We start from the raw sequence: 19,425 nt of genomic DNA on the forward strand, positions 1-19,425 counted from the left end.
TAACACAATTTTGGCAATTTATCAAATTAGCGTCGAATATGCCCTATTTTGTTGCATTTTGCAATTCCAACCGATAAATAATCTCTTCGCGACGTGTCGACACCAGTTGCAAGGCTTCTACATCCATTTTCTCCGCGACCTCTTTGAGGCGCGCCCAGTGCGGCGCATATACTCGCGACCAGGTTGAGCGGTCGACGCTCATCAAGTTGGCCAGTGCGCTGCCGGCGTATTCCTTGTACGTCTCATTCTTGTTTTTTGCCGCCGTTTCCTGCACGGCCAGCCAGACTAACGACACCAGGCGCTTAATAATTTTTGACTGGAGGCGCTTGCCGACTTTGTACGCCTGGTAGCTCTCCCACACGTGCTGGCAAATTTCGGTCTGGTATTTGAACTGCAGATCGAAGCCGTAGCAGTAGCGCAGCCAGGCAATTTGATGTTCGCCAAGCGTCATGACTGCGCGGCGCCACGCGCACGACGAAAAGACATGATCGTTGATCGGTGGCATTGGTCGCCTGCGGCTGCGTGTTTCGAGCGCATAAACGGCGGAATTTTCCGCATCGGCCCAGCGCTCCCCCTCCAGTTCGACCTTATGGATACGCTGGCGCGGATAGTGATTTTTATCCGCCGGCGGGTGCTCGATAAATGCCTGGAGTTGCCCCTTAGTGCCGCCGGAGTCATCATGCAGCGCATTGGTTAACTCCAGCCGTATATATTCCAATTGCTGTGCGTTCATCATTGCGGCACCACCAGCCCGCGGCGGGCGATTTGAATAATCGTCAGAACGATCGCGCGGTCCATCATCTGGCGCCGCTCTTCGCGTGAGAGATCTTTGCCGTTATCGATCGCGGTGTGGCAACAAACGCAGAGCGCCGCGGTGGCGCAGTCGTCAGTTTTCAGCCCCATGCCCTTCCCCTCGTTCCGGTGCGCGACCTGGGTTCCCCAGTTTCCACACAACACGCATTGTTCGATTTGCCCGACGGCCGCCAACCATTTTTTGCTGCGGTAAATTTTCATCGTCTCACCCCGCAAAATTCATCAGCTGCGCCGCGGCGTTCTCGGCCTCCTCATGGGAGCGAAACGGCTTGTGCAGGATCCAGCGCCATAAAACATCGAGTGCGGCCTGATACAGCTGATGGAACTCTGTTTCGTCCATGTTGGCGAACGCGATGCTGCGGGGGTGTTTGCGGAGAGTGCCGTCGGGGAGTTGGATCGCGTCATAGTGGCCGGCCTCGACCGTCACCCACGCGCGATACGCGTCAAAGGATTTGCACGCGCTGATGCTGCCGGCACGCCGATCAGCGATGCGCTCGAGATACTGCTCAGCCGCATTCAGAAGCGCTGGCTCATTGCCGCCGAACGTGGCCAAGAATCTGGCATAACCGGTAACCAGCTTGCGCTCGTTAGTCGATATGGCGCCACCGGTAGGCTCCCAGTATTCGAAGCCCAGATTGAGAAGCGCGAAAAAACGACGGTGAAACGCCGGGTTGCGCACCTGTTTGAAATCGGCCACCAGCACGGCGCCGAGCTTGCATTTCGATTGCAGAAATTCGCTGGTCTCCGGCGTGGCCGGGATCAGTATTCCTGGTGATTGCTTGATGAGTTGTAACTGCGCCATGTTCTCTCCTGTGGCGCAGCAGGCACGGGGTGTTCAGGCCCGTTAAGTGAGTTTATCAGAATTCAGGTTACGGTAGCCGGCCCGCTCTAAAATTTGTGTTATCAGCTTTGGCGTGCCAACGATGTCTTCTGGCTGTAGCGGCATGAAGGAGATCTGATCGCCCTTTCGGTACATCAACGCCCGCTCGCAGACGGGGAAATTTTTGAATCTGGCAACCACTGCATCATCCATGCAGCGCACGACTTTGTACCCTCCTGGGGGCGTGTCTTGTAATCCGGTCACCTCAACCTCCTTTGCTGTGTGATTTGTCGGCAAAGAGTGCCATCAATAAAACCAGTCGTCCGCGCTTTCCCATGTCTCCTGCAGGATGTTCTCTACACGCTCTTTGGCGCCCTTTTCAGCCCCGATCACCGACAGATTATCCTGGGCGCCGAGCCGTACGGCGACGCGGCAATCGGGGTATGATTTCAGCAGTCGTTTCTGGAATTCCTGTTCAATCGCCGCAACAGCGCCAGCTGGTAACTCTTTGTTTTTCTGGATTACTAATTCGACTTTCATCATGCGCCTCCTTGATACTGGTTATTTATACAGTATAATTATGGTTAGAATAATTTGAGTTTGCAAGAAAAGAAAAGCCCCTATCGGGGCTTTTGTGTGCTACAGGTCGATAATCAACCAATCTCTTTAAATTTTAGTGGGTTGCGTGCAAGGATATTCAGTAAACCCTTCGTCTCCGGGTTTTTACCGCCGTTTTTAGAATCAACGATGCATAAAGCGCCGGCGAGAAGGCCGCCGGCACGCTGTCAAAGCCGGCTTTCACAAACATTGAACGAACAATCAGCGGAGCAACAGCCAAATTGCTGATCGCATTGTTGCGCATATCGTTGTCGAGGTGGATCACCCCATATCCCGGCGGGACTGGCCCATTCACGCACTCCCACACGTACACATCGAGGCGGACGTGCTTTCCAGCAACCACGATCACCTGCGCCTTGTTTTTCTTTGGCGTTTTTCCGCCTGCATGGTTAAAACGCCATCCGCGCCGCTCCAGAGCGTTCTTGATTCCGTTGGCAGTTCTGTTATCGCCGAAACGATGATTGAAGGACTCCACCAGCTGCGTATAGGGTTTATCTCGATTTGCATACAGGTAGCTGAGCTGGGCATCAGTATACTCCCCTGCTGGTCTGAGTTTGCCGATCCACCCGTTATGCGAAAGAGTTGAACGAATCGTGTGGCGCGACCTATTTTCACCAAACTGCAAATTATATGCGGCGGTCAGCTCATGGCTTGTCATTCCTTCAGCGTTATTTTTCAGAAAAAGTAACTGTTCATCAGTGAATAATTTACGACTCATCGGTGACCCCCAAAATAGCAGGGAGAGTATGCAACGTCCCACCGTTCATATTGCGTTGAGCATCGATCACCACCCGATACGTGGAAACCAGTGCTTGCGATAAATCGACAACAGCCTCAGCACGATCGAGTTCCTCCTTCAGGCGTTCGCCAGTCAGACCGGGATCGTTGATTGTTTCAAGCATAGCAAACTGGTGATTGACCAGGTCCTGAATGCTATTTTTCACGATTTTACCTCCGCATATCTGATCCGCCCGTAGTACATGCCGGAACGAAAACGATAATGTTTGCTCTGCTGCCACATGTCGCGTTCTGTGGTGATTTCTACCCCGCGCACCAGGCGCGGCTTGCAGTTAGCCATGCTTTGCCCCCATCAACCGATGAACACGAACCAGATGCTTGAGCAATTGCTCATCGCGGCGGGCGCCGGCCTTTTGTTGGCGGATACGCTGGCGCAGATGCGCGATGGTTGGGATCACCAATGTTTCCGTGTCTGCGTCAACTGCTGGCATTTGTGCCACCGTTGGCGCAGCTATGGGTGCCGCCGGCACAGGAATATCCACCGCTGTTACCGCGGGCGCCGGTGCTGCAATTTTTTCCGGTTCAGCCTTATCGGGTGCAACTTCAACCCCGGGAAGCATGTAGCGGAATTTGCCACCAACCGATTTGCGTTCGATCTTTCCGCGACTGGTCGCCATTGCCAACGATGACGCGACTCGACGAGTCGTAACGCCTGCGGCAGCTGCCAGCTCTTCGGCCGTCATAGGCCCCTTTTTCGCGATGATGTTGATCAGATCGTCGGCCTTCATTCCTGTTGTTACCTCGATTTTTTCGTTGCCTGGTACAGTTCCAACGGCCGCCCACTGCTGGCCCACCTGCACTACCTCACCTGCCCGTTTCAGTTCCCAGAGCTGATCGATAATCTCTTGCCGATCCAGCCCCAGGCGCGCGGCGATTTCGATTGATGAGGCTTTCCCCATCGCGTTCAATGCATCGATGATGGTTTCCATTAAATTTTCTCCTGTACGCTGGCCAGCGCCTGATCAAACATCTTGTGGACGTTGCAGAACTGCAGCTCCTTCGGGTGGAAATGCCACAGCGTTTTATCCGGCGTTCCGGTACGGGGATTGGCGCGATAATTCACCTCGGCGCGCTCAACAAATTTGTCGGACACGCTTGTCAGTTTGTAGAGCGCCCTCGGCCCGCAGCCCTTCTTTGTGATTTTTACGTCCGGCGATCTGATCATCGACCGCAGCCTGAGCGCCAGCTCCTGACGCGTCATCGTGTTTGCCGGGTGCGCGGCTTTGACCGCTTCCCAGATTTCAGTGGTGCTCATTTCTTTGCCGAGGATGATATCCACGAGCTGCTGTGCGGTTACTCTGTGCTTTTCGGTTACTCTGTTGGTCATTGGTTTATGCTCCGATCACTTAATCACCCGAAGGTGGCTTACATTTTTCCGATAGCTTCCCCAGGTGAATTCCACCCAGATCCCGCCATCCATCGTTAATCTGTCCATGACTCTTGCGCCTAAAACATCGGTTAACTCCCTCGAACTCAGGTTGGTTAAAATTCCCACCGGCTTTAACGACGACAGCCGGCGATCGATAATCTGATTCAAAATCACCCACTCGCCGCGTGTTTCGCGCTGCACGCCGACTTCGTCGAGAACGAGCAGATCGACCTTGCACAGGTCGTCGAGTAATGCCCCTTCGGACTCTCCGCCGTCGTAGCAGCGCCGAACACGCAGCATTAGGTCGGGGATGGTAACCACCAGCACCGTGTGATTCTTCGCCAGCAGATGGTTACCGATCGCGGCGGCCAGATGGTTTTTTCCGGTACCGCATCCGCCACTGAAGACGAAACAGCCAAACCCCATGCCGAAATTTTGCGCATAGCTTTTGGCTTTGCTCAGGGCGTGGCGCTGCCCGTCATTGCTCACTTGGTAATTCGCGAACGTGCAGTTGCGGTGCAAGTCGCAGATCCCCGAGCGTCCGAAAATCCGCTCTGCGCGGGCGCGTTGGTTCGCCTTCTCAAGCTCGGCGCTGCGCTTCTCCCCTTCCGTACGATGCCAGGCAAGCAGCTCTTCAGCGGTGTTGAACTTCGGCTTAACGCCCGGCGGCATGATGCGCTGCAGCCTGCTAATCAGTGACTCTGGTGTTTTCATGGTTCACCTCTTGGTCAGTTAAATCCCGGCGGTTTTTCGCCGTATTCGCCCGAAGGCTCGAAACGTCCCCTGCGGGGGTGGCGCTCCTTGCCGGTCGGCGCATTCCTACGCTCGTGCAATACGCTGTCGGCAAATTTTTTCTCCCACTGCACCTGGTGATACCGCCGCCCCTCGGGCTGCCAGTACGCAACGAAGCCCGCCAGTTCGCCAGGGGTATATCCCGGCGCTGGCCCGTCCAAAACACGATTCCACAGTGCAGCCCGCTGCTGGAAATCAGGCGACGGCTGCCAGTCGGCGGTCATAGGGAATTTATCGTTGGGTTCGTCCAACCAATTTTCATCCTCGAACGCCGGCGGCGCCGAATCATCAGCTTTGGAATCATTCGCGCCTGCGCGATCTAAGAGAGTGGTTTTATCTTTTAGATCCTTTCCCTTCCCTTCCTTTCCGTCAGTGAATCCTCCGTGATTACTCATTGAGTCATCACTGAGTCCTCCATGACCATTCGGTGAATTGTTCTCGCATTTATTCCCATTACTCACTGAGTTTTCATTGAAACCAGGCGGCACAGGGATATTTGTCTGGCTCGGCCGGTTTATTTTTTGGTGCTTTAAAAATCCTGAAATGTGCAAATACTGCACATCATTCACTGAGTACTCAGTGAGCAATCCATGAGTAATAAGCTCTTGGAGTAGCGGTTCACAATCCATCGAGTCCGCGGGGAAAACCTGCATTTTGATTCGGCGTGGCGAACGCTCAAGGCAGCCCTTGTCGTTGGCAAAATTAAATAAGCCAATAAACAGCAATCGGGCTGGAATGGAGCACTCCACCACCTTCTCATCCGTCCAAAATTCAGGCTTAACTGTACGAATTCGAGCCATTAGCTGTTCCTGGTATTTCGTGTTTCGGTGATTGAGTTCGCTATGTCGCTAACCCTGCTCGGCACTAAAGCCGCATATTCAGGATTCAGCTCACACAGCACCGCCTTACGGCCGTATGCCGCAGCAACGCCCGCAGTAGTGCCACTACCACCGAACGGGTCTATAACGGCGCCACCGGCCGGGCATCCTGCCAAAATGCACGGCTCAATCAGCGCCGGCGGGAACGTTGCAAAATGGGCGCCTTTGAATGGTCGCGTTGGCACTGACCACACCGTCCGACGATTACGGAGCTCTACCAATCCAGAGACGGCCGCCGAGAACGATGCGTTGTTGCGATTTCCGAATGCGTTGGCTTGGCTTTTAGGCGTTACACCTTTCCCGCGCGGATGCGAGTTCCCCGTTACCGGCTCCTTGATGGCTTCGTGGTCGAAGTAATACTTTGGCCTCTTACTCAGCAAGAAAACGTACTCGTGAGCCTTTGTGCAGCGATCACGTACGCTCTCCGGCATCGGGTTAGTCTTGTGCCAAACGATGTCTTGGCGCAGATACCAACCATCGTCCTGAAGCGCGAAGGCGAGACGCCACGGCATGCCGAGCATATCTTTCGGCTTAACCCCTGCTGGCACTCCTGCCGCGCGCCGCTCTTGCCGATTGGTTCTTCCGTCTGAATATCCGTTATTGCCACTAAATCTCGCCGCGTAACTGTCGCCGATATTTACCCAGATCGTTCCGTCATCACGGAGTACGCGACGCACTGCACGGAAGACTTCAATCAATCGTTGGATAAACTCCGCCGGCGTCGGCTCCAGGCCGATCTGGCCTTCAACGCCGTAGTCTCTCAGCGCGTAATATGGCGGGCTTGTTACGCAGGTATGGAATGCCTTTTCAGGCATTTCGCGCATGAGATCCACGCAATCACCGACATAGCAGCGGAAGAATTTATCCCAAAGCATAATCAACGACGCCCCATACGGCGCCCAGGCACATGCGGGCGATCCGGCTTGCCCTTCACCCGCTTTAGCGGCTTTGCGTACGTCTTTGCGATAGCGATACTGCTGGCGATCGTCACGTTCGGGCTGGACAGGTAATGATCGGCGCCACGGCCGGCAGCCGAGCGCGCCACGTCGTCGGGAATTCCCTCGCGTACCAGTTGGGCGCGGATCTGTGTTTCGATCTGTGCTCTTGAAAAATTGGCCATTGGTTTATGCTCCGGTTAATGCAGGGTTGAATAGGCGCGCCGTAACTCGTTGAGGCTTCGCTCAGCTTTGTCGCATTCCCGTTCAAAGTCGGTCGGCAACGCGTTCAACAGCGCCGCGGCGATCGCCCCTTGGTGTTCTTTCAGCGCGCGAATTGCAAGATATTCAATGCTGTTTCCGGCAATCAGTCGGGCGCGCAGTTCTGCTGGCAGCGCAGCGAGGATCGCCGGTTGCAGCTGTTGAATCTTGCGGCGCGCGGCCACACTATCGCCGTCCAGCCAGCGAAATATCTGCTGTTTGTTGTTGTGCCATGCTGCATCGTCAACGCTGCCGTCGGCACGTTCGATCTGCGCCAGCAGTGGCGCCTGTAACCGCAGGTCAAAATAAGCGCGGGTGATCTCGGCTGCTACCGTGCGCTGGGTTGTTTCGATGGCCCATCCGCGCAGCGCTTCGCGGATCTGCTCGTGTTTGATTTCCATAAATCAGTCCTTAATTTTCAGGCCTGCTATCCTGCGTTGCTTGTGGGAGGCCGTCGGTTGGGTTTGGGTAAAGATCCGGGCGCAGTTCGTGGGGCGTCACGCCTGTTGCTTGATGAATGGAAAGAACACGATGGGCGGGTACCACCCCTTTTCCGTCGTTTTTCCACAAGCTTATAGCCATCCTGGAAATCCCAAGCATTGAGCTGAGCTTCTTTGCGGAGCCCGCTATCTCAATTGCTTTATCAAGTGCCGTCATAGTTTCTCTCCTGTCATTGAGAAATTAAGTAAAGCAATTATTTACTATCGAGTCAAGCAATGCGTGCCTTGTTAAAGTAAAGCAAACATTTACAATGCTGATTATGAATACGGAACAATCACAACCAAGCCTCGTTTCAAGGCTGACAGAACTTAACGATAAAGGGCTTTCCAAAGCGGAAATGGCTCGAGTTGCCAATGTCAGTAAACAAGCAGTTACGGGCTGGTTTAAAACCGGAACTATGAGCAAAAAATCTGCAATTGCCGTTGCTGAGGCTGGTGGGGTTTCCCTCGCATGGCTTCTGGGAGAGGTTGTAGATGAAGACACAGGGCTAAAGCCCAAAGAACTAGAAATGCTTGAATTATTCCGTCAGCTTCCAGAAGCAGAACAAGAACGCATGATTGATCTCTTCCAGCTCCGGCTAAAAGAAATCGATGAGTACGTTGAGAAGTACCTGCGAGGGCGGTATAAGCCGATCGAAGAGTAATTTTTGAGATTCAGAAGGCCAGAGGCTACCCAAGCCCCTGGCCTTTTTCGTTTCCAACCCACCAAGTCGGCCCGAGGCCGGCTTTTTTTACGCCTGGACATCACCATGTAAAGTACCGCTTTACCTTTTAGCTCATTTTTACTTGACTAAAAAGTAAAGAACATGTTTACTTAGTCTCATCGCAGCAACGAGTCATCAAGGCAGGACGCCCACGAAGTAGCCGCCACCGGCGCATGAAAAGGTGGATGAGATGACAGAGACAGGCGCGCAGCAGGTACGACGTTCTGACAGCCGGAAAGACGGCGAGCATAACCAATGACCAACCACAGAGCAGGAAGAACACGATGGAAAACAAAACTATCGATCAGGGCAACAACGAGACAGTAAAAACTGGTGTTTTCACTAACTGCAACGGCACTTTTACCGCGATGACGTTCACAAAAAGCCGGGATTTTAAAACCGCAGCAGGCGCGCAACGCTGGTTTGCTCGTCAGATGGCCAACTAACAGCAGAGGATTTCACTATGTTCACATCATACGAAGAGTATTTTGACAGCCTGGCGGAGGGTGAAGAAGCCATGTCAGAAGCCGAATTTAACGCAGCTCTCAAGTAACACTTATCGCGCCATTCAGGGCGCTACAGAGGCAACCATGAGCAAGATCGTCCCAAACAGCGGTAAGGCCGTTAGCCTCCGCAACACGCGCACCGGCGCGCCGTGGGTAGGATCATTCGATTACATCCGCGGCCGCTACCGGTTCGAACCGGTCGGCAACCTTCGGGCCATCAAGCGCCCTTTTGAATCCCTGCGGATCCCGCCGGAATTCGAGCCAGCTGGCACGCACTGATATTTAAATTAGCAACACCCTATCGGCTGAATTAATCAGCCGCGGGGTCCCATTACCTAAAAACGGAGCATAACCATGATCAAATCAATCGAAATCAAATTAAACCTGCTGCACAAAACCGTAGTGGAAATTATGACTAACGGCGAAACCATCGGTTATATCGTCAATACCGATAATAAAGAAAAACCGCACTCTCTCGTGAATTCAAAAGGTGCCAACGTAGGTGATTATGATTGCCCTAAATGTGCCATTGATGCCGCAGCACGCCTTCATCTTGGCGTGAGTGATGATGTGCCTTCTGAGTTCGAAATAAAGGGGCGTCCATCTCCTAAAAAGCTGCTGTTGCTTGCCCTGCTGGCCATGCTCGCAAGCGATGATTGATTGCTGTGTGTAGCCTTCCCCGCCGTTGCTGGCGGGGATTTTTAGAATATTGAAATGCGTCAAGCGTTTCCCTTTCGGGGCGTCAACTCGCAGGGCGCATTTCAATATCAATCACCACGAGAGGTTATTTATGGAAAAGTTATTTTCCCCTGTCGCGGCACGAAAGGCACAGGTGGAATATTGCAACAATAAACACGTTCCACATTTCGCGCCATACGATGGGATTTGTTTTCGTTGCAAAAAGGATATTTACCAGCAACACGGATTGCGTGGGTATGAAACCGGTATTTCGCTGGACGAAGCAAAAAACACCCATGTTATTTACTGCCCACACTGCAACCGCAGTTATTGCGATTAGAAAGTAAAAAGGCCCGCACAAGGCGGGCCAGTCTACCGGCTTTACGTCCCGGCGACGGGTTACCGGGGAACCACCCCCAATAACCGGAGCATAACCAATGACCAACCGAAGCAGATCACTGATCGGCTGGCATTGTACCTAAACCTAGGAGAACTACACAATGCAAAATGTTGCAGCCTATCTTTACAGGGCAAAACAGAAATCTGGGAAAAACCATCTTTTTACGTACTTTGAGGCGAAGTCTGACGATCACGCGGAGACAAAACGTGATTTTCTCTTCATGGAAGCTGGCCATTCAAAATCCGACTACTTCGCGCCGGTACGCATCGATTTTCCAGTCGTGGACGAACTGCCGGCCGAGGGCGAATTCAGCGAAACATTCTGGCTTACCTGGGCGCTGGAAAGCGACGCCAGCAAAACCTGTGTGCCGCGCGACACGCTCGATCCGTCCGTGGCATTCCCGAAACTGTATCCCTACATGACAAAACCTGCAGGTGGTGCAGGCGCAGCAGAAAACAGCAGGACCACTGAAAAAACGCAAGTGGTGCAGGAGCAGCAGAAAACAGCAGGTGAATACTTCGCATCGAGCCTCGACAAGCACACCGTGATCGCCGCGGCGTGGCTTTACGGCAATAACTGCCTGAAGCTGAACGACGAGCAATTGGCCGCGGCCAAAGCTCTGGTGATGGACGATGCGCAGCGCTACCCGCAAAACGTCATTCTGGCGCTGACCAGCCTTAAACAGTTCGCACACACCTACCCGGAAATGCCGATCACTGCGATCTCGGGCATGAAAGCCATCTGGCCACCGTTCGGCAAGGTGCCGGAGCTGGGCAAACTGTGCCAATTCGCCACCGAATACCTCGACGCTACGGTAGAACAGCGCGCGGGCGTTATCACGAAGTGGCAAACCTCAGCGGCCGGCGGCGCCAAACCAGCCGAAACCGCGCCTGAGGGGCCATTGCGCACCGAATCCGGCGCAATCCTCACAAACGGCGCCGAACCGGCAACCGGCACGCCGATCGACTCTCTGCAGATGCTGGAAACCGTAATCGGCTGCGCGCTGTATCCGTCTGATTTCGATATTTCCAACCCCCCGGGCGCCATCATCCGCGCTGTGAACGAAATGAAAAAGCGCAACGACGAGGCGCTGAAAGCGTGGAATGAGCAGCTCAGCGCCACGCCTGGTGTTTTGCAGTTCTCCCGACAGGCGATTGTTGCACTAATCCGCGGGGCCGAAGAAAACCTGCACGTTACCCCCGGTGCGCTGCGCAGCTACATCAACGCCAATCTGATCGAAGTCGACGGTAAACCTGCGCAACAAAACGCGGAAAGCGTGCAACAAACGGCCTCAAATCCGGGTGAAAAAGATGAAGTGGTCGCCGAGTTCGAGACAGATCGTCGCACGTGGCTCCGCACTGAGATTCGCGCAGCGTTGAACGGGACAACTACCGTTATGGGCGAAAGCGACGTTTCTGAATTGATTGCTGCCATCGGAGATGTTTCGCGCGGCTCCATCGCCCGCCTGCTGGCCAAGGAGATCGAAACATGCGATCCGTTCAATCAGCTGGTTGCCGATGATGTTCACCACATTACCTGCGATGTGTTGGTGAATTGGACTGATGACAAAGAGCAGCGTGTCGCGTTCCTTGACCAGCGAGTTGAGTATAACCTGCAGGAAGCGCGCCGGGCATCCGAGCAAAAATGCCAGGAAATGTCCGCAGCTATCGACGGAACGGTCAGCACCCCGCTGACGCAAGAAAACCCAGAGGCAGCACGGGTTGACGCCTCAAATGAGGGCGTAAAAACGGAAGTCGCGCAGCAGCAACCCGGCGAACTCCGCAGTATGGGTGGCGGTCGATTTGACGTTTCCGAGTTGTTTGACGCGTCACCGCTGGCCAAGGTAGACACCACGACCGGCGACGATGTTCGCGAGTTCCTGGGTTCGTCAACGGAAACGGCCGAAGTGTCAGGCGAAACAGCGGAATTGTCAGGTGAAAACGTCGATACCGCGGCGCCAGTCGAAGTGCAGAATGAGCCTGCCGCGGCAGTCGTCGACGCACCGCGCCGGGAAGAACCGGCAGCCCCTGCGTACTTCGAGCCCGGCCGTTATCTGGATATTCCGAACGAGGTCTATCACAGCGCCAACGGCATCAGCAGCACGATGGCAAAGGACGCGCGGATCAGCCTGATGTATTACCACGGCCGCCACGTTATCAAAACCATACAGCGCGAGCGCACCGATGCGCTGACGTTCGGATCGTTGGTTCACGCGCTGGCGCTCGAGCCCGAAAAGCTGGACGAGGAATTCAGCGTTGAGCCTGTGATCCCCGATGGGGCATTCACAGATACAGCATCGATGCGCGCATTTATCGAACAGCACAACGCCAGCCTGCCGAAACAGACCGACGCCGATACGCTGCGCGCCGTGATCGAGAAGCATAACGCCACCCTACCGGCGTCGTATGCGTTGGGCGGCAATTACGAAGAAACCGCGCAATTTTATGTTTCACTGCCGGTTGAGTTTCAAAGTCTGGCAACGGCCGAACCTACGGCTTCAGCGATGAAGGGGTGCATCAAGAAGTACAACGCCACCCTACCGGCGCCGTTGAAAACCACCGGCGGCCGCGACGCACTGCTGGAACAACTGGCAGCCATCGATCCGGAGTTTGTCGAGAAAGAGCGCGCGATTCCGGCGCCGTTGCCGGTCAGCGGCAGCAAAGAGGATATGGCCGCGCGGATCAAAACGATTTTGCCAACGGCGGTATTCGCCGACGAAGTGATCAGCGCTTGGAAAAATAGCAGCGACCAGCGCCAAACGATCACGCAGGCGCAGATGAAACACGCCAAGGCAATTCAGCGCGCCCTGTTCACCCACCCATCGGCCGGGCAGTTGTTGCAGCACCCACAACGCGCGGTTGAGGTGAGCTATTTCGGCATCGATGAAGAAACCGGCCTCGAACTGCGCGTACGTCCCGATCTTGAGATTGAGTCCGGCGGCCTGCGTACCGGCTTTGACCTTAAAACCGTCAGCATGGGTAACGTCAAGCAAAGCGCCCTGCGCGCCCGCCTGCACCGTGAAATCATCGAGCGCGATTACCACCTGAGCGCGGGCATGTATTGCGATGTTGCGGCTCTGGATCAGTTCTTCTGGATCTTCGTCAACAAGGACGAGCACTACCACTGGGTCGCCATCGTTGAGGCCTCCGCTGACTTGCTCGAACTCGGCCGCCTTGAGTACCGCAAAACCCTGCGGGATATCAAACAGGCACAGGATACCGGCGTGTGGCCAGAACCGATCACCGAAGAAATCGTGGACGACATTAACGACTTTGACCAGCGCCGCATGGAAGCGCTGCGCGTAGCCTAAGGAGCATACCAATGAGCAACCAACTTGCACTGATCCAGAAAGACCTGGCAGAACAGCTGGCACCGGCAAAAGAGATTTTGCCGAGCCACGTCAGCTTTGAAAAATTTACCAGCGCCGCCGCCGTGGCGCTGGCCAACAACAAAGACCTGTATGGCGCCGACCGCCAGAGCGTGATTAACGCCCTGTCATCTTGTGCTAAAGACGGGCTGATCCCTGATGGGCGCGAGGCGGCCCTTGTCGTTTACAAGACGAAAAACGCCGATGGTCAGTGGATACCTCGAGCGCAGTATTTGCCGATGATCGATGGCGTGATGAAGCGCGCCCGCCAGTCAGGCGAGGTTTCTATCATCGCAGCCCGCGCGCTGTACGCTAACGATAAATTCCGGGTGTGGATGGATGAGGACGGCGAACACGTGTTCTACGAGCCCAATCTGCTCGACCGCGGGGAGATGATCGGCGCGTTCGCTTACGCCAAGATGCGCAGCGGTGAGCTGCAATTTGAAGTGATGAATCTGCAGGACATTGAGAAGGTTCGCGCGGCGAGCAAGAACAGCGACAGCGGCCCGTGGGTGAGCTGGTTCGAGTCTATGTCCAGAAAATCCGTCATGCACCGCCTGTGCCGGCGGCTGCCGAATAACTCCGAGATCATGGAAATGCTCGAGCGCGGGCAAGAGATGGTTTGGCATAAAGAGAAAGACGTCACGCCGGACACCCGCGTAAGCGCCGGCCAGCTGATCGAGGCGGCTGATAAGGCGCCCGAGCCAGTTACAGAAAATTCAGCACCAGAAAAGATTGCAGAAGATATTCGCGGCAGCATCGACAAGATCACCACCACAGCTCAGGCGACAGACCTCCGCGCCTCAGTTGAAGACCTGAAAGCGCAGCTGGGGATCACCCTGTACACCGAGCTGAAAAACAAAATCGTACTGCAGCATCACCGCCTGAATGCGATTGCCGGCCTGGGTGCGTCGATCGATGCGGCCGGCAAGAACGGCGGCACCACAAGCCAGGAACGGGCAGACCTGGGCGCCCTTCTGCATCGCTCCGCGCGGTTCCTGAGCGCTGATGAGGTTCAGCGCTACCAGCAGGCGATCGATGACCTGTCGCCGGCGCAGGAGGCGGCATGCTGACACTTATCGGCTTCCTCCTGCTGGTAAGCCCGTGCGGCCATGATGCGTGCGACGCGCTGCCGGTATCTGAGCGAATTTACTCGAGCTTCGACCAGTGCGAGCGAATGAGGGAAGCAATCCAATTGCGCCGCCCGCGCGCCGTTCTGTACTGCGACGGCGTTTACAGCACTGAGAAATGATTTTCGAAAATCAAAACACAACGCGGGCCACGGGTAAGATCGTGGCCGGTTGTGCGCAGGAGCATAACCAAATGACTCAAAAACTGACTTTAGAAGAATGGTGCAACGAGATTTACCCAGGTAAAAAACCGTCTCGGCAAACCTTACAGCGTTGGGCCAGGAACGGAAATTTTTACCCGGCAGCGGAAAAAGTAGGCCGCGAATATCGGCTGACACCAGGGACTATTTACATCAATCCCAAAGATCTCAATTTGGGTAGAAAAATAAAGGAAGCGCGAAGCATCGAGCCAGCTCGAGCGGCGTTTATGGAGAAGGTGATCAATGACACGGCGAAGGGAGGGGTATGATATGCGTTTGCCAAAAAACCTCACGTTTCGCAGCAAGGGCAAATCCTTCTATTGGCGCAACCCGGTCACCAAGAGGGAGATATCCCTGGGGCAGATTGCGCGCCGTGACGCCATTGCGCAGGCGATCGAAGCTAACCACTACATCGAACAGAACTACTCTCCCGTCCTGTTACTGGAGAAAATCAAAGGCAGCCATGAGTACACACTGAATTCTTGGATCGAACGGTACGAGGTAATATTCAAACGCCGCCAGCTTGCCGAAAACACTTACAAGGTGCGCGCCGGCCAACTAGCCATTATCCGCGAGCGCTTGGGCAGCATGGTACTTTCAAAAATCACGACTCGACACGTCGCCGAGTTTCTGGAGTTCTGGATCGCCCAGGACAAAAAAACAATGGCCGCCACCATGCGTTCGGTGCTGTCCGATATCTTCCGCGAAGCAATCGTCGAAGGTCATATAGAAAACAATCCCGTAACGCCTACCCGCGCCGCAAAAGTCGTGGTAAAGCGCGAACGCCTGGAACTGGCGCAATATGGGCCTATTCGTTATGCAGCAGACCCAATGCCGCCCTGGTTCGGCTTGGCGATGGATCTGGCCTTGGTTTCTGGCCAGCGCCGCGAAGATCTGATACAGATGCGTTTTAGCCATGTCGTAGACGGCAGATTACTTGTCGAGCAAGGGAAGACTGGCGCCATGATTTCCCTACCCCTGGATCTAGAGTTGAAGATCGTAGGCCTCCGCCTCGGGACAGTGATCGATCGCTGCAGGTTGGTCAGCACTACAGACTTTATGATCAGCGCCGGCATCCGCAAAAATAGCCCAGATGGCTCGCTGCATCCTGATGGACTAACGAAAAAATTTGTTGCGGCGCGGAAGGCTTCAGGTTTGTCGTTCGAGGAAAATCCGCCGACATTTCACGAGATCAGAAGTTTGGCCGGCCGGCTGTATGAGAAGGAAAGAGGAAGGGATTTTGCGCAGAAACTGCTGGGGCATACATCAGAGATGATGACGCTGAAATATCTCAATACGAGGGGGAAAGAGTACGTAATGCTGTAAAAGACCGAATATCAAAATTCGAGTAAATTTCGAGTAAATTCGAGTTTTTCGAAAATAACATAATAAAATCAACAACTTAAAAAAAGACCGAATACGATTCCTATATTCGGTCTAGGGAAATGGCTCTTGGGAGAGAGCCGTGCGCTAAAAGTTGGCATTTAATGCAGGGCTTGTTCAGCCGTGCACTTTAAGAGTAGCCTACCGCGCCAGTTTTGCCAGCCGCCCGGCGGCCGCGTGATAGTTTCGTGACGAAATAACTATGCGGCAAATGCGCATCAATCCGCGCACGTTGGGCAAGGCGTTGGCAAACAAGCGGTTAGTCAGCGCACAGCTTCTCGGCGCGTTCAATAAACGGCGCCAGGCTCATTTTTTTCCCCGGTTCGGCAGGGTCGTCCAGCAGGAGCACCTCCAGCGGTTGCGCGCGCTGATGGCCCTTCTTCACCTGCTGCTCCGCTGCGTCGTTGAGCGGGTATTGCATCAGAGTGCTGTTGTTAAGCACGAACAGCGCGCCGCCGCTGCGGCATTGCAGCGTCACTTCTTCCTTGGTGAACGCCCACTGTTTGCCGTATTCCAGTTTGGTGATGTTCACCAGTTTGTCTGCCGCCAGCGCGCCGGTCGCGGTTGCCAGCAGCGTAATGCCGAGTAATACCGATTTCATGTGTTGGCCTTAAGGTTGCTATTCACGTCGATTTTCCCGCAGCTTGCCCGGTTGCAGCAAGCCGAAATGTCAAAGCGGCGCATAGGTTGCAAATAAACTGACCAGCAGCAGCACCGCCATCCCCAACCCGACTTCGAGCCAGCAGGCAAGCACCACGCCGCGCTGCGCCAGCGCCGGCACGCGGCTCATTGCCGGCACGATGGCGTAGCGATTGGCCAGCGCCACCATCACCATCAGCGCCACCAGCGCGGTTTTGATCAGCAGCAGGCGCTGATAAGGCGAGCCGAGGTTGAACGGCCAACCGCCGAGAATAATCAGGCTGTTGACGATGCCGGTGACGATCACCGCCGCCACCGCCAGGTGCCCCCAGCGCGAGAAACGGATCAGCGTGGTGATGGCGTCGCTGCGCCACTGCGGCGGCTGCAGGTAGCGCAGGCAAACCAGCAGCGGCGCCAGGCAGCCGAACCAGTAGCCGGCGGCCAGCAGGTGCACCGCATGGTTGGCCCGGTGCAGCACGCCCAGCGTGCCTTCGTGCATCGCCGCGTGGCCGATGAACGCCAGGCTGACCAGCAGCAGCGCCGAACACAGCGCCAACGCCTGCGCGCGCGGCCTTTCCGGCAGCAGCAGGCTCAGGATCGCCAGCAGCGACAGGCCCAGATGCCAGCGCCACACTTCGCCGAAGGTGGTACCGAGCACCGCCCACCAAACCTCCAGCCGCCAGGCGTCTTCCCAACCGTCGCCCATTTGCCCGGCCTGAATGGCCAGCAGCGCCACGGCGGAAAGCCCGGCAATCCAGGTGCCGGCAAGCAGCAGCGGGCGCACATCGCGGGAGAGGATCGGGGAGAGGCGCTGCGGTGACAATAAGGCGGTGAACAGGCTGATGCCGAACATCAGCATCACCGCCGCAAAGTGCACCAAGCGACACAGAACGAACAGGGTCGCCAGACTCACGATCAGTTTACGGTGAAGCTGTACTGGCCTTTGGTTTTATGCCCGTCGACCGACACCACATGCCAGCTGACGTTGTATTTGCCCGCGCTCAGCTCGCCTTCGATCGGCACGTTGACCTGGGTGTTGTTGTTCGGATCGAGCTGCAGCTTGCCGGTTTTCACCACGGCGTTGTCCGGGCCGGTGATTTTCACGCCGCTGAAGTTCGGCTCGATGCCTTCGGAGAAGCTGAGGGTCAGCGCCTTCGGCGCCGGGCTGACGCTGGCGTCGGCCTTCGGCGTTTCCACTTTCAGATGGGCGTGCGCCAGCGCTTGCTGCGAAGACAGGCCGACGAACAGGACGAAAACGGTGGAAAGCAGGCGACAGGAGGAACGAATTTTACCGATCACAGTGGTATCCCTTAACAGTATAAAGAGGGTCATAAGGGTTAAGGCCACAGCCAAGGCGATGTATCAGCGGCCCCAACCCACCGCAAGTGATTGCGCCACGGGTAAACAGAAAAACGGGTTGTATCGGCTAACCCGCTGTTTTGACTCTACCATCCCTGTAGCGTATCGCGGTAAATCATAACGACCAGGCTGCGGCAAGTCGAGCGCATCACTGGCATTTTGCGATCCGGCAGCACGTATCGCCGCATAACCGCGATAAACGCAGGGTAAAAAAAACCGCGCGTCAGGCTCGCCCGCGCGCGGTTTTCGATTTTCTGATGCGGATTAAGCCTGGCCGTTGCCGCCCTGGCCCATCGCGCCCATTTTCTTCAGATCTTTGTCGATGAAGAACAGGCCTTTGCCGCTGGTGCCCACCAGCGCCAGCTTATCCAGCACGGATTTGAACAGTTTCTCTTCTTCGTGCTGCTCCGCCACGTACCACTGCAGGAAATTGAAGGTGGAGTAATCGTGTGCGGTCATGGCGGCGTGCGCCAGTTCGTTGATCTGACGGGTGATCAGCTGTTCGTGCTCGTAGGTCTGCTGGAACACGTCCGCCAGCGATTCGAACGCCACCGGCGGCGCGGCGATGCTGCCCAGCAGCGGCAGAGAGCCGGTGTCGCTCAGGTAGTCGAACAGACGTTGCATATGCTGCATCTCTTCCTGAGAGTGCTCTTTAAGAAATGCGGCGGCGCCTTCAAAGCCTTTATCGCTGCACCATGCGCTCATCTGCAGGTACAGGTTGGCGGAGTAGAACTCCAGATTCAGTTGCTCATTCAGCTTTTGAGTCATTTCTTGCGTCAGCATAATGATTCCTTTTATTTTGCAGGTCATGAATTTAATTTCCGCGCATTATGCCCTGCCGCCGTGAAAATAAAAACACCTTATTTACACTCAAATCACATTAATTATAAAAATCATATATATCAATAAATTAAAATATCAACACCACATTGAGAATTAACATGATAATTATTTTCATCTTTTATTTTAATCAAAAAGCGAATCATTCTTATTTAAAAGAATAAATAGATTGCATTACTCCCGGATAAATATCGCCCACGGCAGCGGCGCAACGGGCTTGCCAAGCGCCCCCGGGTGGATTACCTTCTGCGCAGGTTCAAAGCGGCAAAGTAAGTAAGGAGCATAGCGTGGGTTACAATCTGGCCGAACTGTCTAAAGAAGAGATGGACCGGGTGAACGTGGATCTCGCCGCCTCAGGCGTGGCGTACAAAGAGCGCTACAACATGCCGGTGATCCCGGAAGTGGTGGAGCGTGAGCAGCCGGAAGTGCTGCGCG

The 19,425-nt window shown here is 55.0% G+C and carries 29 protein-coding genes; 10 read left to right on the forward strand and 19 right to left on the reverse strand.

Annotated elements, in window-relative coordinates; translation table 11 throughout:
* Positions 1-43: 43 nt before the first annotated feature.
* From AWX27_RS03730 to AWX27_RS03800, 15 genes are all read right to left on the reverse strand, one after another.
* A complete protein-coding gene (locus tag AWX27_RS03730; RefSeq protein WP_060419459.1) occupies positions 44-733 on the reverse strand; it encodes a bacteriophage antitermination protein Q in 690 nt (229 codons plus the stop codon).
* Positions 733-1,014, reverse strand: a complete 282-nt coding sequence (locus AWX27_RS03735) for a DUF1364 family protein (RefSeq protein WP_049194162.1) — start codon at positions 1,012-1,014, stop codon at positions 733-735. Before AWX27_RS03735 ends, AWX27_RS03730 begins: the two co-directional genes overlap by 1 nt.
* A 4-nt stretch (positions 1,015-1,018) precedes the next feature.
* Positions 1,019-1,615, reverse strand: a complete 597-nt coding sequence (locus tag AWX27_RS03740; RefSeq protein ID WP_047730601.1) for a DUF1367 family protein — start codon at positions 1,613-1,615, stop codon at positions 1,019-1,021.
* 42 nt (positions 1,616-1,657) lie between these two features.
* Positions 1,658-1,897, reverse strand: a complete 240-nt coding sequence (locus AWX27_RS03745; RefSeq protein WP_156428554.1) for a hypothetical protein — start codon at positions 1,895-1,897, stop codon at positions 1,658-1,660.
* A gap of 42 nt (positions 1,898-1,939) precedes the next feature.
* Positions 1,940-2,173: a DinI-like family protein gene (locus tag AWX27_RS03750; protein ID WP_060419762.1), complete on the reverse strand. Its 234-nt coding sequence runs from the start codon at positions 2,171-2,173 to the stop codon at positions 1,940-1,942.
* A 157-nt stretch (positions 2,174-2,330) separates the two neighbouring features.
* Entirely contained in the window at positions 2,331-2,969 is a 639-nt protein-coding gene (locus AWX27_RS03755; protein WP_072270086.1) for an HNH endonuclease, read from the reverse strand.
* The gene (locus AWX27_RS03760; protein WP_049194167.1) at positions 2,959-3,195 is read right to left on the reverse strand and encodes a hypothetical protein; all 237 of its coding nucleotides are present in this window, start codon (positions 3,193-3,195) and stop codon (positions 2,959-2,961) included. The genes AWX27_RS03755 and AWX27_RS03760 overlap by 11 nt, the downstream gene beginning before the upstream one ends.
* Positions 3,196-3,321: 126 nt before the next feature.
* Positions 3,322-3,978 (reverse strand): DUF1627 domain-containing protein, encoded by a 657-nt coding sequence (locus AWX27_RS03765; RefSeq protein WP_060419462.1) that lies wholly within the window; start codon positions 3,976-3,978, stop codon positions 3,322-3,324.
* Entirely contained in the window at positions 3,978-4,376 is a 399-nt protein-coding gene (locus AWX27_RS03770) for a hypothetical protein (RefSeq protein ID WP_060419464.1), read from the reverse strand. Before AWX27_RS03770 ends, AWX27_RS03765 begins: the two co-directional genes overlap by 1 nt.
* A 15-nt stretch (positions 4,377-4,391) precedes the next feature.
* The gene (locus tag AWX27_RS03775; RefSeq protein ID WP_060419466.1) at positions 4,392-5,132 is read right to left on the reverse strand and encodes an ATP-binding protein; all 741 of its coding nucleotides are present in this window, start codon (positions 5,130-5,132) and stop codon (positions 4,392-4,394) included.
* A gap of 14 nt (positions 5,133-5,146) precedes the next feature.
* Entirely contained in the window at positions 5,147-6,010 is an 864-nt protein-coding gene (locus AWX27_RS03780; RefSeq protein WP_060419468.1) for a DnaT-like ssDNA-binding domain-containing protein, read from the reverse strand.
* Positions 6,010-6,963 (reverse strand): DNA-methyltransferase, encoded by a 954-nt coding sequence (locus tag AWX27_RS03785; RefSeq protein ID WP_060419470.1) that lies wholly within the window; start codon positions 6,961-6,963, stop codon positions 6,010-6,012. The genes AWX27_RS03780 and AWX27_RS03785 overlap by 1 nt, the downstream gene beginning before the upstream one ends.
* 2 nt (positions 6,964-6,965) lie before the next feature.
* Positions 6,966-7,208, reverse strand: coding sequence for a hypothetical protein (locus tag AWX27_RS03790; protein WP_060419471.1), 243 nt, complete (start codon positions 7,206-7,208; stop codon positions 6,966-6,968).
* A gap of 15 nt (positions 7,209-7,223) precedes the next feature.
* Positions 7,224-7,685 carry a toxin YdaT family protein gene (locus AWX27_RS03795; protein WP_060419473.1) on the reverse strand — a complete coding sequence of 154 codons (462 nt, stop codon included), beginning with the start codon at positions 7,683-7,685 and terminating at the stop codon, positions 7,224-7,226.
* Positions 7,686-7,695: 10 nt separating this feature from the next.
* Complete coding sequence (locus AWX27_RS03800) at positions 7,696-7,941, reverse strand: transcriptional regulator (protein WP_047730593.1); 246 nt, start codon at positions 7,939-7,941, stop codon at positions 7,696-7,698.
* Positions 7,942-8,044: 103 nt separating this feature from the next.
* Between AWX27_RS03800 and AWX27_RS03805 the strand changes: the two genes are divergently transcribed.
* The 9 genes from AWX27_RS03805 (at position 8,045) to AWX27_RS03840 (ending at position 16,095) form a co-directional block, all read left to right on the forward strand.
* Positions 8,045-8,428 carry a helix-turn-helix domain-containing protein gene (locus AWX27_RS03805; protein ID WP_047730922.1) on the forward strand — a complete coding sequence of 128 codons (384 nt, stop codon included), beginning with the start codon at positions 8,045-8,047 and terminating at the stop codon, positions 8,426-8,428.
* Positions 8,429-8,772: 344 nt separating this feature from the next.
* Positions 8,773-8,934, forward strand: coding sequence for a DUF1391 family protein (locus AWX27_RS24340; protein ID WP_156428555.1), 162 nt, complete (start codon positions 8,773-8,775; stop codon positions 8,932-8,934).
* Between the two features lie 144 nt (positions 8,935-9,078).
* Positions 9,079-9,273, forward strand: coding sequence for a hypothetical protein (locus tag AWX27_RS03810; RefSeq protein ID WP_049194182.1), 195 nt, complete (start codon positions 9,079-9,081; stop codon positions 9,271-9,273).
* Between the two features lie 75 nt (positions 9,274-9,348).
* Positions 9,349-9,654, forward strand: coding sequence for a hypothetical protein (locus AWX27_RS03815; protein WP_060419475.1), 306 nt, complete (start codon positions 9,349-9,351; stop codon positions 9,652-9,654).
* 518 nt (positions 9,655-10,172) lie between these two features.
* Entirely contained in the window at positions 10,173-13,382 is a 3,210-nt protein-coding gene (locus AWX27_RS03820) for a PD-(D/E)XK nuclease-like domain-containing protein (protein WP_156428556.1), read from the forward strand.
* A gap of 11 nt (positions 13,383-13,393) precedes the next feature.
* A complete protein-coding gene (locus AWX27_RS03825) occupies positions 13,394-14,512 on the forward strand; it encodes a recombinase RecT (protein ID WP_060419479.1) in 1,119 nt (372 codons plus the stop codon).
* The gene (locus AWX27_RS03830) at positions 14,506-14,691 is read left to right on the forward strand and encodes a hypothetical protein (protein WP_048795012.1); all 186 of its coding nucleotides are present in this window, start codon (positions 14,506-14,508) and stop codon (positions 14,689-14,691) included. Before AWX27_RS03825 ends, AWX27_RS03830 begins: the two co-directional genes overlap by 7 nt.
* Before the next feature lie 71 nt (positions 14,692-14,762).
* Complete coding sequence (locus tag AWX27_RS03835) at positions 14,763-15,038, forward strand: excisionase (RefSeq protein WP_060419765.1); 276 nt, start codon at positions 14,763-14,765, stop codon at positions 15,036-15,038.
* Positions 15,013-16,095, forward strand: coding sequence for a tyrosine-type recombinase/integrase (locus AWX27_RS03840; RefSeq protein WP_060419481.1), 1,083 nt, complete (start codon positions 15,013-15,015; stop codon positions 16,093-16,095). The genes AWX27_RS03835 and AWX27_RS03840 overlap by 26 nt, the downstream gene beginning before the upstream one ends.
* A 316-nt stretch (positions 16,096-16,411) precedes the next feature.
* Here the strand turns inward: AWX27_RS03840 and AWX27_RS03845 are convergent, their stop codons facing one another.
* The 4 genes from AWX27_RS03845 to ftnA all read right to left on the reverse strand — a co-directional run bounded on the left by AWX27_RS03845 (position 16,412) and on the right by ftnA (position 18,933).
* Positions 16,412-16,753, reverse strand: coding sequence for a YebY family protein (locus AWX27_RS03845; RefSeq protein WP_025302452.1), 342 nt, complete (start codon positions 16,751-16,753; stop codon positions 16,412-16,414).
* A gap of 69 nt (positions 16,754-16,822) precedes the next feature.
* Positions 16,823-17,704, reverse strand: a complete 882-nt coding sequence (gene copD / locus AWX27_RS03850) for a copper homeostasis membrane protein CopD (protein ID WP_060419483.1) — start codon at positions 17,702-17,704, stop codon at positions 16,823-16,825.
* A gap of 2 nt (positions 17,705-17,706) precedes the next feature.
* On the reverse strand, positions 17,707-18,090 hold the full coding sequence (yobA, locus tag AWX27_RS03855) for a CopC domain-containing protein YobA (protein WP_004940886.1): 384 nt from the start codon (positions 18,088-18,090) through the stop codon (positions 17,707-17,709).
* 324 nt (positions 18,091-18,414) lie between these two features.
* The gene (ftnA, locus tag AWX27_RS03860) at positions 18,415-18,933 is read right to left on the reverse strand and encodes a non-heme ferritin (RefSeq protein WP_025302449.1); all 519 of its coding nucleotides are present in this window, start codon (positions 18,931-18,933) and stop codon (positions 18,415-18,417) included.
* 344 nt (positions 18,934-19,277) lie between these two features.
* On the opposite strand from ftnA, the gene AWX27_RS03865 reads away from it, so the two are divergent.
* Positions 19,278-19,425: DNA polymerase III subunit theta (locus tag AWX27_RS03865; RefSeq protein WP_195904431.1), on the forward strand; the 148-nt coding region annotated here is incomplete at its 3' end.

It is taken from the genome of Serratia sp. 2880STDY5682894, from assembly GCF_001537385.1.
Classification (GTDB): Bacteria; Pseudomonadota; Gammaproteobacteria; order Enterobacterales; family Enterobacteriaceae; genus Serratia; species Serratia nevei.